Raw genomic sequence first — 16,610 nt, forward strand, 5'->3', positions numbered from 1 at the left:
GTACGCGGGGCCTGCGGCGTTCTGCATCAGGCGCACTTTGGTCTGTATGCCATTCCGACGATCAGCAGCGGTTCGATCTACAATGACGACCTGACAATTCGCGAAGTGAGCGCCTGCCCCTTTTGAATGAGAGGGCGCGGAATCGCATCGCGGCGCAATGGCTGCCGCGATGCTCTTTCAATTTCAACGATTGGACTGAATCCACTGCAGGGCGAAGTCTGCCACTTCTTCCCAGCCCTGCTGGGCGGCAATGTAGTGGCCGCGTCCTTCAAATTCGCGATACTCGGTGCGGCCGGCCGATTCGGGATACTCTTCAAAATTCAAGCGAGTTACGCTGGCCGGAATGATGCGATCAGCGCCGCCAGCGATCAGCAGCAGCGGTCCGCGCGCTTTTGCAAAATCGAGCTCGGAAGCTTCGGTCAAAGATTCGCGCGCCAGACGTCGCGAGGTTGGCACACACTGCTCCTGATAGGCGCGCTGCTGGTCGCTTTCACTCAAATTATTGGCAAAGGCCCAGGCAAACTCCTCTTCCGAAAATAGGATTGGCTCATCGTCGCTGGCAAAGGGGCTGATGAAGGGCCAGCCGGTGCGCACAAAATCCAGGCCATGGCGGCCGGCGGTCAGCGGCGAGACAATGCCGTAAGGCGCCGCGCTATCCAGCACAATGGCGCCAGCGGCCAGGCCTTCATTCAAGAAAAGCTGCGAAAGCAGGCCGCCCATGGAATGGCCCACCAGGATTGGCTTTTCTGGCAGCGATTTCAAAAAATTGCGCAGATGATCGCGAGTTTGCGTGAAGGTCAGCGCAGCCAGCTGCGCGTCCGGATGTGCAGCGCGCATGGCCGCCGGGTCGCGATCATGCAGCGGGTAAGCAGGCGTATAGACCTTGTAGCCTGCAGCTTCGAAGCGCTTCTTCCATTCCGCCCAGGATTTTGGCGTCATATACAGACCATGCAGAAAAACTACGGTGCGTGTGGCGCCAATGCCGGCAGCGCCAGCTCCCTTCTGAGCCTGCGTAAAGGAAGCGCAGGCGGCCAGCGCTGCAAGCAACAGGCTGGCAAATAGTGCCTTGAATCTCATCGTTTTGGACTCCTTGCTGAGCATACCGTATTCTAGCTGAAGGCCTGGGCTAACGCAAGGGCCAGTTGGCCTATGCCATGACGCAGCGACTAGTCAGCGGACGCTGGCATATCGTGCAACAGGCCCTGCTGGCTGGCAATCAAGGTTGCGGCGGCCCGCGATTGGACGCCCAATTTTCCATAGATGCGAATGGAATGGTGCTGCACGGTTCGGGCCGAAAGCCCCAGCAGTCCGGCAATCTGTCCATTGGACAGGCCGGAAGCAATCGCCCGCAGCACCTCGCGCTCTCGATCGGTCAGTCCGAAGCGATCGCTCTGGGCGCGACTGCGGCGCGGCGTCAGACCCGCCGCCTCCAGGCAGAGCTTCAGCGCCCGACCATCGCGTCGGCCCTGGCGAAGCTCATCTTGCAAGGTCTGAGAAGCCTGCTCCAATGTCTGCGCCTCGCGCCAGGCGCGCGGCGAATGCAGCGCCGTCAACGCATCGCAGGCCGAAAGCAATGCCGCAGCCAGCGGCGCATCACGTCGGCCGCGATGGTAGCCGCTGCCGTCCGGTCGTTCATGGTGCGCCGCGGCGAGGGCGACGGCCGGCTGCCAGAGTTCAACTCCGGACAGAATTCGTTCTGTATAGAATGTATGCAAATGTATGCGATCAAGTTCGGGACGACTGAGCGGACCGGGCTTCTCGATCAGTCCGCTGGAGACGCTGCACATTCCGATATTCATCAAAAGCGCCGCCGTCTCAATGGCATCGCGATCCTCGGCGCTCATGGCGGCGATGCCTGCCGCAGAACGGGCCAGCCGCGCAACGCGCTGCGAATGACCAACGGTAAAGCGCGACTTCAGATCGGCAAAGCTGGCCATGGCCCGGGCGCATTGCAAGGCATCGACGCCTGGAGGCGCCTCAATCTCGTCGCAGACCAGCTCCCAGACCGAAGCGCGCTCCAGCTCCGGTTGCAACTGCGGCGCGAGGACTTGCAATGAGTGCGCCAGATGCGCATCCAGTTGGGCGCCGGCGCGCTGGCGCAGCATCTGACAGGCCGCATCTAATCCCAGGCGAAGACGTACGGATTCAAAGTTGTAAGCGACGGCGGCGGCCCGCGCCGAAAAGGCGATCTGTTCTCCAACGAGGCCCGCCGGCAATCCGCGGCCGTCGACCCGTTCAAAAACTTGAGTCAGCGCCGTGCAGACGCTGTCCGGAAAGGCCAGGCTCTGCCCCAACAGCGCCGCCGTTTCGCACTGTGCGCGAACCATCGATGCATAGATCTCCGGTCCGCGCATCGCTGCCGTCAGCACGCTGCGTGCCCGGGAAAGCGCCGAGTCGCCGCCAAGCTGGGAGGCGCGACGCAGTACATCTATGCGATCTTCGGAATCTGCGCCGCCATAGACGCCCTTGAATGTTAAATCATCGCCAAGCGCCTGCGCCTCCTCTGAGGCGTAGGAAGTGCACCCCAGAAAGCGCAGCAAGGTAACCAGCGCCGCCTCGCGCTGTACCGCGGACGGCCAACCCTCGACCTGCAGCAAACGCAGCGCAATGAGTGCGGCGCGCAGCGCCGTTTCCGGCGGATTGCCGTTGGCCAGATCCTCCGCCAGCGAAAGCGAGGAGAGAATCGGGCCCATGGAGAGGCCTTCGTTTGCGACGCCCACTGCCTCGATCGAAAGGCAGGCCTGTCGACTGACAAGCGCCTTTTTGCGCCGGCCTGCTAGAGGGTTCTGGCGAGGGCGGCGTAGCTGGCATCCAGCAAGGCCTCAATCTCATGATGATTGATCGCTCCCTGCGCCAGGCGCGCCAGGAAGTACAGCTGGCGTGCGATCAGTTCCTGTTTCGACGGCCCTGCCTCGCTGCTGATGATTGCCGGTCTGCCCAGCGCCTGGACAATCGCATTCTTGGCGTTCAATACCAGCGTATGCTCCAGCGGCATCGGCGGCGCCTCGCCGCGCGACATCATCGCCGCCATCTCGCTGAATCGTCGCATTTGCTCGGGAAAAATGACCAGCGCCGGGATATCGTCGCTGCGCAGGCCCTCCACACGAATGGTCACTTTGTCGTTAGCAATGGCCTTCTTGAAAAGCTCGCTCAAGCGCTCTTCGCTGCTCTGTCCGCCGGCATCGGCCAGCGAAGGCTTGTGCTCCTGATCCACCAGATGCTCGCCAAGCTCGGCATCGGCGCGTACAAAACGCAGACCTTCCTCTTTGCTTTCCAGAAACTGCACGAAATGAGCGTCGATCATGCTGTTCAAAAGCAGCGCGGAAAGGCCCTGCGAGCGCAGGAGTTTCAGCGGTCCGGCCTGAGCGCGCAGATCGCTAACGTAGAGGGCGCGATCGCCCAATTTTTCGCGGGTCTTCTCACGGTATTCATCGAGCGTGACAAAGCGCTCGGCTGGCCTGTCCTCGGCTTCGCCCGCCAGTTCGAAGAGCAACGCGCCGCGCGCCTGCTCAAAGAACTTCTCGTCATTGAGCATGGCATATTTCACAAACGGCGCCAGCTCGTTCCAGATTGACCGATAGTGCTCGGCATTTCGCGTGCGCTCCTCCTGAAGGCGATCAGCAACCTTCTTGACGATATGCTGGGCGATCTTTTTGATTTGCGGCTCGTTTTGCAGATAGGAACGCGAGACATTGAGCGGCAGATCAGGAATATCGATGACGCCTTGCAGCACTGTCAGATATTTCGGAATCAACTCCTGAGCTTCGTCGGTCACAAATACCTGCTTACAGAAAATGCGCACTTCGCTCTTGTTGAGGTCCATTTCGTGCGCCAGATGCGGAAAATACAAGATGCCCTGCAGCTGGAAGGGATAGTCCACATTCAGGTGCACCCAGAACAAAGGCTCCGGCTGCATTGGATAAAGCGTTCGGTAGAATTCCTGATAGTCTTCGGGCTTCAACTCACTGGGGTTCTTGGTCCACGGGGCTGATTCGCGATTGACTCGAGCGCCATCGATCTGAATTGCAATCGGCAAAAAGTCGCAGTAGCGGCGCACCAGACCCTGCAGATGGGTCTTATCCAGGAGATCGCGCGACTCCTGATTGAGGTGCAGTCTGATTTCCGTGCCGCGACGAGCGCGCTGGCCTTCGCCAATTTCATACTCCTCGCCGCCATCGCTCGACCAGAAAGCCGCCGCCGAATCGCCGCGATAGGAAAGCGAATCAATATCGACGCGATCAGCGACCATAAAGCTTGAGTAGAAGCCCAGACCAAAATTGCCGATGATTCCGGCCTTGTGACGATCGCCAGATTGTTCGTACTTGTTAATGAATTCCTGCGCTCCGGAGAATGCAATTTGCGCTATGTAGCGCTCGATTTCGGCGCCGTCCATGCCAATGCCATTGTCTTCAATGCTCAAAATGCCGTTTTCGCGATCGATCTTTAAGTTGATGGCGAAATCCAGATCATCGCCGTTGCGGATTTCCTCACTGACGCGAATGCGATTGAGCTTGTTAATAGCGTCAAAGGCATTGGAAATCAACTCACGCAGAAAGATCTCCTTTTCTGAATAGAGCCACTTCTTGATGATGGGCAGCAAATTGCCGGTTTGAACTGAAAGCTTGCCGCGTTGCATTGGATTCCCCTTATTCTGGCGCCGATTTTCAGCGGCGCGGCCCTGAAAAGTGGCCTGGCGCCATGAGCCGGGCGCCGGGGCAATCCTGATACTCCTACTTTGGCCGCAGAGCCCCGGCGGCGGCGGCCAGGAGCAAAAAAACCGACATAATTGAAGGGCGGGTAGCGGACGGCCAATGATCGGACCGGACTCAAATCAAAGCGCTTTTTGCTTTAACGCGCAGGCTGGCTGGCGATGCTCTCCGTATGCAGCCTTCTTCCTTTGCCGGAAGTCCGGCCGCGCGCATTCTGCAGCGGCTTCTGACACGACTCAGCGACGAAATTGAAGCGGAGGGTCTCTGCCTGCGCAACGAGAATGGCGTGCTGCTGGAAGTCGGCCATCCCGCGGCGGAGAGCCTGGCCGAACCCTTCTCCGGCTATACCCTGGATATTTCCTTTGGCGCGGAGCGAATGACCCCCGCGGTGCGCCGCCGGCTGCGCGTCTATCGCCGCATCACGGACATTGTTCTGCGCGGCATGCGCGAGCCGGCGCTGCCTCAATTCTCGGGCAAGGCGCTGGGACGCATTGGCGTGGACTTCCTGCTCGATGCCCTGGTGGAGATCTTCTTGATCCTCGAAGAGAAGAGCATTCTTCTCGATCACTACCAGCGCATCCTGCAACTCAATGAAAAGATTCTGATGGCCGAAGACCTTTTCGGTACGCTGCAGGTGGTAATGGATATGGCGCGCGAGGCGGTTGGGGCCGAAGGCGCTTCGTTGCTGCTGGTCGACCAGCGCACCGGTGAAATGTATTTCAATGTGGTCTCCGGCGATCGGCGCAGCGATCTGCGCGAAGTGCGCTTGCCGCCCGGCCAGGGCATTGCCGGCAGCGTGGTACAGAGTGCGCGCGCCGAGATCATCCGCGATGTCAAAGCCGATAGTCGAGCCTTTCGCGATGTCGACCAGCAAATTGGACATACCACGCGGGATATGATGATTGCACCAATCATTGCCCGCGGACAGGTCATTGGCGTCATCGAAGTGATCAACTCGACTTCGACACATGGCTTCCTTTCCGAAGAGCTGGATGTTCTGCAAAACATTGCCTCGCACGCCAGTCTGTTTATCGAGAACAGCAAATCCAAAGAAGATCTGCTGCGCTCCAACCGAGAGCTGGACCGGCGGCACACCGAGATTCAAACGCTCCATGAAATCGGCCGCGCCCTGAATAGCAGCCTGGATCCCGTAGAACTGCAGCGCACCCTCTTGCGCACCCTGCTGCGATTGATGCACATTGATAGCGGCATGATCCTGGAAATTGGCGAGCAGCGGCGCACGCTTTCGCGCAGTCTGGCCATGCACAACGAAGGCGAGGGCATCGTTGAATCAACGGCGGCCGGCCAGACGATTTTTGTCGAAGCCACGGACGCCCTGCTCTGGATGCAGGAATATCGCGAGCCTTTTTACTTTTCGCAATCTGAGGAACAGGAAGTTGATCCGCGCCTGGGCCTTGCCAATCGGCTGAAGCAGGCCAATGCCGAGAGCTTCGAAAGCGCCGGCGCTCCAGACGCCTGGATTCCGGTATTTGCTCCGGACAACGAAACTATCAAGTTCGTCATTTCGCTCAGCGGCGCACAGCTGCGTCGACGCGATCCAGTCAGCGACCTTGCATTTTTTCGCAGCGTGATGAACCTGGCCTATGCGGCCTTTCGCAACGTCGCCTCCTACGCCGAGGCGCTGCTGGCGCGCCAGCAAGAGCAACAGATCCGCCAGAGTTTTCAAAAGTATGTCCCGCTGCGCGTGATCCAGGAGGTTCTGCAAGAGTCTGACGAATCGCCGCCGCGACAGCAGGCAGTGAGCGTATTTTTCCTGGATCTACACGACTTTACCAGTCTTGCCGAGCATACCGAGCCCGAGCATCTGGTACACCTGCTCAATGAATTCTATGAGGAAGCGGCGCCGGCGGTCGACGCCCATGGCGGCGTCATCGACAAATTCATGGGCGACGGCTTCATGGCCCTTTTTGGACTGCCGGAGGCGCGAGAGGACGACAGCGTCCGGGCCGTCGACTGCCTGCGCACGATCTTTGAACGGCTGGCGCGCTTGAATCGACGTCGCGCCGACGAGGGCCGTCCGCTGTTCAGCGCCGGCGCCGGCGTACACGCTGGCATGGCCATCGTCGGCAACCTGGGTTCGCGGATGCGCATGGACTACACCGCCATCGGCGATGCCGTCAATCTGGCGGCCCGCGTCGAGAAGCTGGCGCGCTTTTACGGCGGCGATGTGCTGCTGACCGAGGAGGTGCAGCAAAAGAGCGCCGCGGTGTGGCCCGCCCGGGAAGCCGATCTGGTGCAGGTGCGCGGTCGCAACCGAGCCACGCGAATCTACCAGCCCTGGCTGCAAGGCGCCGATCAGGCCGCAGAATGGGACCGCACCTGGCAAAAGGCGCTTTTCCAGTACCGGGCGCGCAATTTTCAAGAGGCCTTTGCCCATTTTGAGCGAGTACGCCGGGCAGGCAGCGAGGACCCGCTGGCTGATCTTTATTTGCGGCGCTGCTCCGATTTTCAGCGCAATCCGCCGCCGCCGGAATGGGACGGCGTTTTTCGAGTGGACGTATGAATCACAGGCCAACACTTTCCCACGCGATATGAGGAAGATCTCCATCCAGCAGGACTTCCCGCATGCGCTGGCGATGCTGCTTGATGCGCGCGAAGAGCGCTACAAGCGGCTGGACAAGTTCCCCGAACTGAAGAATGTGCATATCGTCTCGGAAAGCCGTCATGGACGGATCCTCGACCAGAAACGCGAGATCTCCATTGCCGATTCCATGCCGGCGGTGATCGCTACGCTATTGCCGGCCGGAGCGGATGTGCTGGTGGAAGTATCGCAGTTTGACGAAGATAGCCACGTACATACCTTTACTGTGACGCCCGGCGGCGCCAATGACCATATCTTCCGCATCAAGGGCGTCTCCCGCTACTATGAAAGCGGCGCCGGAGAGTCTGCGCGCAGCTATGACATCGAGATCCACAGCGATGCGTTTCTGGTTGGTCCCTTGATAGAAAATGCAATTGCCGACGTGTACGCCAGGAACCTGGAGCGGGACCGACGTTCCATTCTCAATTTCATCCAGCTGCTGAATGAAGAGCAAGGCGCGCCTTCGGGGCCGGCCGACGATCAGAGGCCCGCGGACGGCGTAGCTGCCGACGAACATGCCCATGGCAACTGAGTCCCTCGATCTGCAGCAGGAAAACCAGCGCGCCCAGGTTCTGCTCGAAGCCCTGCCCTACATCCGTCGTTTCCGCGGCCGCACACTGGTGATCAAGTTTGGCGGCGCCGCTATGGAGAGTCCGGATCTCCAGCACCGCTTCGCCCGTGATATTACGCTGTTGCAGATGGTCGGAATCAAGCCGGTGATTGTCCACGGCGGCGGTCCACAGATCAATCGTCTGCTCAAGGATCTCAACATCCCCACACAATTCGTCGATGGGCATCGCATCACTGACCAGGCCTCCATGGAGGTTGTGGAGATGGTGCTCTGCGGCCGCATCAACAAGGAAATCGTAGCGCTGATCAACGCTGAAGGCGGGCGCGCCGCTGGAATCTCCGGCAAGGATGGCGGTCTGGCCGTCGCTCAGCCGCACTCTTTACAGCGCACCAACGAACGCGGTCAACTGGAGGAAGTCTCGCTGGGCCTGGTGGGCACAGTGAGCGCCGAGGATATCGATCCATCGTTGATTCGCGCCCTCGAACAAAATGATTTCGTTCCGGTCATTGCTCCAGTTGCAGCCGATCGGCAAGGACGCGGGCTGAATGTAAACGCCGATACCATGGCCGGGGCCATCGCCTCCGCTCTGCGCGCAGAAAAATTGATTCTACTTACAGATACGCCCGGCGTGCTGGCGGAAGGAAAGACCGTCACCGGCCTCAGCCCGCGCGACGTAGAGCGCATGAAGAACGACGGAACAATCAGCGGCGGCATGATCCCTAAAGTCGATTGTTGTTTGCTTGCCCTGCTGAGCGGCGTCAAGCGCACGCACATCATCGACGGTCGAGTGCCGCATGCTCTGCTGCTGGAGGTATTCACCGACCGCGGGGTAGGCACGCTGATCTCCAACGACTTTGATAAGGCCAGGAACCCTGAACATGTTGACCATTGATAAAGATTATTTAAAGAACCTGGTGCGCACCGTCCCCGACTGGCCCAGCCCGGGCATTATGTTTCGCGACATCACGCCGCTGTTCCAGCATCCGAAGGGACTGCGCTCGATGATGGATGCTTTTGTGAATCGCTACTTCGATATGCGCGCCGAGGTCATTGCCGGCCTGGACGCACGCGGATTTATGCTGGGCGTGACCATCGCCTACGAATTGAACATTGGCTTCGTACCAATTCGCAAGAAGGGCAAACTGCCCTGGAAGTCCATTTCCGAGGACTATGACCTGGAGTATGGCAAAGCTACCGTAGAGGTGCACGAGGACGCCATCGAAAAGGGACAGCGTGTGGTGCTCTTCGACGACTTGATTGCCACAGGGGGCACGATGCTAGCCGGCGCGCGTCTCTTGCGACGGCTGGGCGGAGAGATACTGGAAGCGGCGGCAATTGTCGATCTTCCGGAGCTTGGCGGCTCAGCCAGGATTCGCGAGGCAGGCATTCCCGTGCATCATCTGATCGACTTTGCAGGCCATTGATGCGCTGCTTGCGCCGCGCTGGCGTCGTGGCGCGCGCTGCCAGGATCTGTGCAGCGCTCTGTATGGCGCTGGCCAGCCGCGAAAGCCTGCGGACGGCGCCGCTTCCGCCCGGCTATGCTCGCGTAGCGGAGCTGTTGCCTGCGCTCTGGAACGCACGCTATCCGCTTGCGGCGCGCGCTTTCCTGCCCAATCCCGAGGCCCGCGGGATACTTACGGCAAGCGATGGCGGTCGCCGCGTTTATTACTATCATTTCCAGGCAGTCATACCGCGTCCGGTGCGTCAGACGGACGAAGTCGTGGGTTACGAAGGCGAGCGTCGGATAGAACTCTGGGTGCGCTTTCGACCGTGGCTCGCTGATGCCTATGATCTGAGTTTTGCCAGACGCGATTTGCTGCCCGGCGCCAACAAACGCTGGATCTTGCGTTAGAATCTAGACGCCGCAAGGCGTCGCCAGACCTGCACTGGATTTGGCATGACGGAATGGGCAGGATGCGCGACTGCTGCAACATGGCGCGACCTCCCCTCTCCGAAATTCAGGATCAGATACGCTTGCGCATGCAGCAGCGCCAGATGGCGCCGGCCGTTATCGAAGAGTACCAGCGGCGGGCGGCGCTGGTCTTTCACGGCGCAACCGGAAAGGTAGACTGGAATTCTATCGGCGATCTGCAGGCTCGCGACTATGTCGAGCTGGAGCATCTGCCTGCGCCGGGCCCCGATGAAGTGCGCGAGGACCTTTCCAAACTTGCTGTCATCAAGCTCAACGGCGGGCTGGGGACAACCATGGGACTGACGCGCGCCAAATCCTTGATTCGCGTCAAGGGCGAGTACACTTTTCTGGAAATCATTCGCAAACAAATTCTGTCGCTGCGCGCTCATTTCGGAGTTAACCTGCCGCTGCTCTTCATGAACTCTTTCGCCACCCGCGAGGATACGCTGCGCGAGCCAGGCATTTCTGAAATCAATCGCAGTGTGCCGGGCGATATTCCGCCAGATTTCATTCAGAGCATGGCGCCGCGCATTGACGCTCAGACGCTTCTGCCGGTTGGCGACGGCAGCGATGAAAGCCACTGGTGTCCGCCGGGACACGGCGATGTATTTCTGTCGCTGGCCATTACCGGGATTCTGGATCGCCTGCTGGGCGCGGGGTATCGCACCGCCTTTCTTTCCAATGGCGACAATCTAGGAGCGACAGTCGATCCGCGCCTCTTGCGCTATTTTCACGCCAACGAGTTGCAATGGGTTTCCGAAACCACGCCCAAGACCAATGTGGACCTGAAAGGCGGCGTCCTCTATCGCAAGAAAGCGGAGCATGCGCCGATCGAGCTTCTGGAAACGGCGCAAGTGCCGGCCGAACGCTTGCCGGATTTCCAGAACATTTCTCGTTTTGGCTACTTTAATATCAATAATCTGTGGGTCGATCTCCAGGCGCTGAAGGATCGCCTCAGCGGCGGAGCGCTGGAGCTGGCTTTGATTGTGAATCCCAAGAGACTTGGCGATCAGGAGATTCTGCAGCTGGAGACGGCAATGGGCGCAGCCATTGGCCGTTTCGATCGTTCGCGAGTCATGATTGTGAACCGTAAACGCTTCGCGCCGGTCAAAGACTGCGCCGACTTGCTGGTGCGTCGCAGCGATTGCTACACGCTGCATCCAGATAGCTGGGCGCTGGAGCGCAATCCTGCACGCAGCATTGCCGCCGAACCCATCGTCAGCCTTGATCCAGTCTACAAAAGCGTGCACGATTTTGAGAGCCTGACGCCCTTTGCTCCCTCTCTGGCGGATTGTGAAAGCCTCAGCGTTCAGGGCCGGATTGAATTTGATCAGCCAACAACAATGCGCGGCAAAGTGAAGCTGCAGGCCGGACCGCAGGGTTCGCGCATCTCGGCGGCAGGGCGCAGTGAATTTGCCGATGAAACCGTAACGCTGCCCTGAACGCGGCGCGCCGCAACGCCGTAAAGTTACGTAACAGATCTACGCCGGCCGCAAGCCGGCGCCCAGGATCGTCGCAGGATTGCGCTGCCGCCCTGCACTGCGCTTGCCAGAATCCGCCGGCCTGTATACCCTGGGGGATATGGCAAAAGTTCTGGTCCTTGGTTCCAATTTTGCGGGCATGACGGCGGCTATCGAGCTGCGACGCAAGCTCTCCAGAGAGCACAAAATCACCGTGGTTTCGCCGGCAGAGCGCTTCCTCTACACGCCCTCGCTGATCTGGGTTCCCTTTGGAATGCGCAAAGTCGCCGATATCAGCTTTCAATCGGCGCCCATCCTGCAGCGGCGTGGCATCGAATTCATTCAGGATCAGGCGCTGAAGGTCAATCCAGCGAAGAATCAGGTTAAGACAGCAAAGAACGGCGCGCTGTCCTACGATTATCTGATCGTTGCCACTGGCGCCGCCATGAACTTCAGCGTTTTGAAGAACCTCGATCCCGCCGACGGCTATGTGCAGTGTATTGTGACGCCGCCGCTGGCTGAGAAAGCTTACAAGGCCTACGAACGTTTGCTCGATGATCCGGGACCGGTGGTCGTGGGGGCGACGCAAAGCGCCAGTTGCATGGGCGCAGCCTACGAGTATCTTTTCAATCTCGACAAGCAGCTGCGCAAAGCCGGCAAACGCAAGCAGGTCGATCTGACCTGGATTACGCCGGAGCCCTTCCTTGGACACTTTGGCATCGGCGGCATCACCGGCGGGCAGAAGATGCTGGAAGCTTTCATGAAGCTATATAAGATCAACTGGCGCACCGATGTTGTGATTGAATCGATCAAGCGCGATACGATTCTCATCAAGGGCGGCGAAAGCTTTCCCTACAAGATGGCGATGCTTATTCCGCCCTTTGTCGGCGCCGATCTGGTGCGTTCCAGCCCGGGCCTTGGCGATGAAAAGGGCTTCATTGAAACCTCCGACAGCTATCAACATGTTCGCTTCCCGAACATATTCGCGGCTGGCCTGGCGGTAAAGGTGGTGGCCCCCTTCCGCCAATGCTCTGCGCCCTATGGCACGCCGAAAACAGGCTTCCCCAGCGATGTAATGGGCAAGCTGGCCGCCGAGAATATTCGGCGCATGATCGAAGGACGATCTGACTTCAAAGAAATGCCCTTTGGCAAGATACCGGGCGTTTGCATCATGGATGCCGGGTCCAAAGAGGTCTGGATTCTTACCAACCATCTCTTTCCGCCGCGCCAGCTGGAGATCATGGCGCCCAACATCATTTACAATGTTGGCAAGAGAGCGCTGGAGAAGTACATGATCTGGAAAAACAGGCACGGCTACAGCAGGCTGCCCTGATCCTTCGATTCTGCCTGGCGGACGGCGATCCGAGGCGCCCGCCTCTCAAAAAAACCGCCCGGCACTCTCGCCCGCCGGCAAAGGAGCTTTGACAGGGGGCCCGGACTTCGAACAATGCGGCCGCGCCCATCGACGGCGCGGAGCAGTTATGGCAGGAAACAGCAGGAAGCCCGTCGCATTGATCACCGGCGCCGGCGTTGGCATTGGGCGCGACGCCGCGCTCTATCTGGCTCAGCAGGGCTACCTGGTCTTTGCAACGATGCGCAAACCAGAGCGCCTGGCGCGCTTCGAAGCCGAGGCGCGCGAGCTTGGACTGCTGGACCGCATGCAACTGCATGTTCTGGACGTAACCATTCCAGAGCAGATTGAACAAGCCTGCGCGGCGCTTTTTGCCTGGGACAAAGCCGAACTGCAAAGCGAAGCGCCGCCCATGCTCTGCCTGATCAACAATGCCGGCTATGGTCTGTCGGGCGCAGTGGAAGAGCTGCGGATGGATGACTTCCGGCGCATTATGGAAACCAACTACTTCGGGGCAGTTGCACTGACTCAGAGGCTATTGCCCTACATGCGCGAGCACAAACAAGGCCGCGTTGTTCAGATTTCCAGCGGCTTTGGCCGCATTGGCGCGCCGCTGATGTCGGCCTACAACGCCTCCAAGTTTGCGCTGGAAGGTTTCAGCGAGGCGCTTCGCTACGAAATGCTTCCTTTTAATGTCTTTGTGTCTCTGCTGGAACCCGGTCCTGTCAAAACGGACTTCAGCGAACATATGGAGGCGACGCCGATCAAGGAATCGTCCCCTTACCGTCGGCTCTATGAACGCGCCGATCAGGCGGTGCAAACCTCGATGCGCGTCGCCAGCGAGGCGCGCGATGTCTCCAGGACGATCCAGAAGGCTTGCGAAGCGCGCTATCCTTCGTTGCGCTACGAGGTGGGCCTTGGCGGCTATCTGGCCAAGGTTACCAATCAGTTTGCGCCGCAAGATGTGATTGAAGGGATCTACCGCTTCGTTTGATCGCCGGACAGGACCAGCGGGAGGCTGGGGCGCCTGCGATTTACTTGGTCTTCATTACCAGCGTTCCATCCCAGGCCTCCGGCGGCGGATTGCGCTGGTAGTCTTCGCATCGAGTGATCATGCCCGCTGCCGCCGAGTCCTGGCGGCCATCGACGTACAGTAAGATAGAGCGGTAGCCGTCGATCGCGCGCTTCCAGTCGCGTTGCAGATAAGCCTCAAAGGCGGCGTTGTTGGCGGCTACATAGTCGTTGTGATTCATACCCGAGACCCGCGGCGGCGACTGCGGGTGCAGCGGCTCGAAGATCATGATTGGCTTGGTCTTGCCCTTGACTGCGACCAGATCCAGACGCCTTGCCGGAATTTCATCGTTGAGCTGCTCAAAACAGCTCTGGCTGATAATCATGTCCACGCCGTAATTCTTGGTAATGCCTTCCAGTCGAGAACCCAGATTGACATTGTCGCCAATCACGGTGTAGTCCAGACGCTTCTCGCCGCCAATGTTGCCGACGATCATCTCGCCGCTGTTGATGCCAACGCCCATATGCAGCAGCGGCAGATTGCGCGCCTTCCAGCTGGCATGCATCTGGTAGAGCGCCTGCACCATTTCCATGCCGGTGAGCACCGCCCGCCGCGCATGATCAGGCTGGTCGTTGGGCGCATTCCAGAAGGCCATGATTGCATCGCCGATAAACTTATCAAGCGTGCCCTCATGCTGAAAGATGATATCAACCATCGTATTCAGATACTCGTTCAGCAGCTTGACCACTTCGGCGGCGTCCATCTGTTCCGACATCGTTGTGAAGGAACGAATGTCGGTAAACATGACCGACATGACCCGGCGTCGGCCAACCTCGGCCTGCAGGTTGGTGCGCGACATGACATCAGTAAGAACGCCGGGCGACAGGTACTTGGACATCGCCACTTTGAATTTGAACTTATCCCGTCCCTCGATGAAGGTCAGCAGAGCCAGCGCTGCCGGGAATGCAAAGGGATACGAAACCAGAAATGGGGCAAGGCCGATGGAAAGATCCGTGAACTTAAAGATCAGCATCGCGCCCAGGACCACCGCCGCCAGTATCAGAGTGGGGAACAGAATGCGCGCCCACAGTTTCTGGGCGCTGAGCGTGATATAAACGCCGGTTGGCGCCAGCAGCAGCGCCAGAAGGAAATTGAACCAGGCCGGAGTGAGGCGGACAAAATCCTTCTGCAGCAAATTGGAAAGCATGATGGCATGCAGCCAGGGCCCCGGGATGCGGCCATAGGGAGTGTTCTTGAGATCAAGGGTGGCGGCCGCCGTCGCCCCGATGATGATGATTTTATCCTGAAACTCCAGCGGAGACACCGGCAGATCGGAGAGGTCTGTAAAGTCGCCTGTCTCCACACGTCGTTTGCTTTCCAGTACAGCTGCCATCGATATCCGCTGGAAGCGACCGCCGGTCATCTGCTCCTTCGGGTAGTAATTCAGGAGAAACTGGCCATCGACCAGCGGGATGCGTAGATCTTCCTGGCCGGACTGGATGCGCAGCAAATCCTGGCGCACCTCGATGGCGTCCGGAGGATGGAAGGCCAGATAAGCGGCAAGGCCAAGCGAGGGATAGGTGCGGCCGCCAAAGGTGGCCAGCGGCGGAATGCGCCGCGCTATCGAATCGGCATCGGATTGAAAATTGACGGTGTGGATGAGGTTCAAGGCGTCGCCGATTTTTCCAGTCGGCGCATCCATGACGTTGAAACGCGGCGCTCCGGAATCGCGCGTCAACGACGCCGGCAGTCCCAGATCGGCAACCGGCGGCAGCGTGCCGTCCAGGCGCGGATGAAAGCCGCGGCACTCCAGCGTACTGCAGGGATCGCGCAGGTTCACGGCGTGCGAGACCAGGCCAGTAGCGCGGGTTACATCGGCGAGGCCGGCGTCCGCCTCGGTGCGACCCAGAAACATGATGTCAAACAGGATGCGACGCGGCGCTCCCTGCGAAATGAATTCAATAATCGGCGCGTAGACATCGCGCGACCAGGGCCAGGCGCCAAAGCGATCGTCCGGCTCCAGCACCTGAAAGGTCTGGTCGTCGATCTCCAACATGTAGACATCCTGAGAGATCTGATGTCCGGGATTGAAACGATTGAAACGGAAATCAAGCAGGCGTTCTTCCAGGCCCTGCAGCGTCCCGCCCAGCATCAGAACCAGAGTCCATGCCAGGGGGATGGCCGAAAGCGCGCCAATCGCCAGTAGCTTTTGTTTGCCCTGCATGACGCGCTTGCAGGTTCTAGAGTCGGCCTACGCTGCCGGCATAGCGCGACTGGTTGGTCTGGCCGCCGGAACGAATCCCATTCTGGCTTTGCACCGCCTGCAATGCGCTGGCTCGGTCCGCCGCCGATGGATGAGCGGAGACATAGGCTGCGCCGTTCATCTTTTGCAGAGCGCGCGCTGCGCCGCCCACATCGTAGCCAAGGGTTGCCAGATAGACCAACGCTGCTTCGTCCGACTGACGGATGCGCGAAGAGCCAAGTCCCCCGCCAGTCAGCATTGGCAGCAATCCGTCTACGGCGCTTTCCACATCGCCGCTGGCGACGCCCGAGGTGTAGCCGCTCATGTGGCGCAAAGCGACGTGCGCCACCTGCTCGCCAAGTATGAAGGCCGCCTCTGATTCATCGCCCAGGGCCTTCAGCGCGCCGCGAGTAATGAAAAGGTAGCCGCCCGGACAGGCCATGGCATTGGCCTCGCCATCGTTCAAAATTCCGACATAGAAGGTGAGCTCCTGCCGTGTAGATACGCCGCCCAGCGCGTTGGCCAGCTGGTTCAGGTAGCGCGTGGCGCCGGCGTCCTCAACCAGTCCGTACTTCTGGGCCAGACGCGCCGCGCAGGATCGGCCGACGCGCACCTCTTCAATGATGCCGCGCAACGTGCCCGAACGCTCATCCGGGCCGCTGGCGCAGACGCTGGCCGTCAACAGGGCCGCAATGATTGTTGCGACCCTCAATTTGCTGGAGCTAAGCTTAAGCGAAAACATAGAGTTCCT

General features: G+C 59.5%; 13 protein-coding genes. 8 read left to right on the forward strand and 5 right to left on the reverse strand.

The window, feature by feature from the left end:
• Window positions 1–183: 183 nt before the first annotated feature.
• The 3 genes from K1X75_10430 to htpG all read right to left on the reverse strand — a co-directional run bounded on the left by K1X75_10430 (window position 184) and on the right by htpG (window position 4,636).
• Window positions 184–1,077, reverse strand: coding sequence for an alpha/beta hydrolase (locus tag K1X75_10430; GenBank protein ID MBX7058469.1), 894 nt, complete (start codon window positions 1,075–1,077; stop codon window positions 184–186).
• 89 nt (window positions 1,078–1,166) lie between these two features.
• Window positions 1,167–2,720, reverse strand: a complete 1,554-nt coding sequence (locus K1X75_10435; protein MBX7058470.1) for a LuxR C-terminal-related transcriptional regulator — start codon at window positions 2,718–2,720, stop codon at window positions 1,167–1,169.
• Window positions 2,721–2,776: 56 nt separating this feature from the next.
• A complete protein-coding gene (gene htpG / locus K1X75_10440; GenBank protein ID MBX7058471.1) occupies window positions 2,777–4,636 on the reverse strand; it encodes a molecular chaperone HtpG in 1,860 nt (619 codons plus the stop codon).
• Between the two features lie 245 nt (window positions 4,637–4,881).
• On the opposite strand from htpG, the gene K1X75_10445 reads away from it, so the two are divergent.
• From K1X75_10445 to K1X75_10480, 8 genes are all read left to right on the forward strand, one after another.
• Window positions 4,882–7,233, forward strand: coding sequence for a GAF domain-containing protein (locus K1X75_10445; protein ID MBX7058472.1), 2,352 nt, complete (start codon window positions 4,882–4,884; stop codon window positions 7,231–7,233).
• Between the two features lie 28 nt (window positions 7,234–7,261).
• A complete protein-coding gene (locus tag K1X75_10450) occupies window positions 7,262–7,843 on the forward strand; it encodes a DUF2505 family protein (GenBank protein ID MBX7058473.1) in 582 nt (193 codons plus the stop codon).
• 10 nt (window positions 7,844–7,853) lie between these two features.
• Window positions 7,854–8,774 (forward strand): acetylglutamate kinase, encoded by a 921-nt coding sequence (gene argB, locus K1X75_10455; GenBank protein MBX7058474.1) that lies wholly within the window; start codon window positions 7,854–7,856, stop codon window positions 8,772–8,774.
• Complete coding sequence (locus K1X75_10460; GenBank protein MBX7058475.1) at window positions 8,761–9,306, forward strand: adenine phosphoribosyltransferase; 546 nt, start codon at window positions 8,761–8,763, stop codon at window positions 9,304–9,306. The genes argB and K1X75_10460 overlap by 14 nt, the downstream gene beginning before the upstream one ends.
• Entirely contained in the window at window positions 9,306–9,734 is a 429-nt protein-coding gene (locus tag K1X75_10465) for a hypothetical protein (protein ID MBX7058476.1), read from the forward strand. The genes K1X75_10460 and K1X75_10465 overlap by 1 nt, the downstream gene beginning before the upstream one ends.
• Window positions 9,735–9,814: 80 nt before the next feature.
• Complete coding sequence (locus K1X75_10470) at window positions 9,815–11,236, forward strand: UTP--glucose-1-phosphate uridylyltransferase (protein MBX7058477.1); 1,422 nt, start codon at window positions 9,815–9,817, stop codon at window positions 11,234–11,236.
• Window positions 11,237–11,375: 139 nt separating this feature from the next.
• On the forward strand, window positions 11,376–12,587 hold the full coding sequence (locus K1X75_10475) for an NAD(P)/FAD-dependent oxidoreductase (GenBank protein ID MBX7058478.1): 1,212 nt from the start codon (window positions 11,376–11,378) through the stop codon (window positions 12,585–12,587).
• A 148-nt stretch (window positions 12,588–12,735) separates the two neighbouring features.
• On the forward strand, window positions 12,736–13,599 hold the full coding sequence (locus K1X75_10480; GenBank protein ID MBX7058479.1) for an SDR family NAD(P)-dependent oxidoreductase: 864 nt from the start codon (window positions 12,736–12,738) through the stop codon (window positions 13,597–13,599).
• A 40-nt stretch (window positions 13,600–13,639) separates the two neighbouring features.
• Here the strand turns inward: K1X75_10480 and K1X75_10485 are convergent, their stop codons facing one another.
• Window positions 13,640–15,841: an adenylate/guanylate cyclase domain-containing protein gene (locus K1X75_10485; GenBank protein MBX7058480.1), complete on the reverse strand. Its 2,202-nt coding sequence runs from the start codon at window positions 15,839–15,841 to the stop codon at window positions 13,640–13,642.
• A 16-nt stretch (window positions 15,842–15,857) separates the two neighbouring features.
• Entirely contained in the window at window positions 15,858–16,601 is a 744-nt protein-coding gene (locus K1X75_10490; protein ID MBX7058481.1) for a M48 family metalloprotease, read from the reverse strand.
• Between the last annotated feature and the right edge of the window lie 9 nt (window positions 16,602–16,610).

The organism is Leptospirales bacterium, from assembly GCA_019694655.1.
GTDB lineage: Bacteria > Spirochaetota > Leptospiria > Leptospirales > Leptonemataceae > SSF53.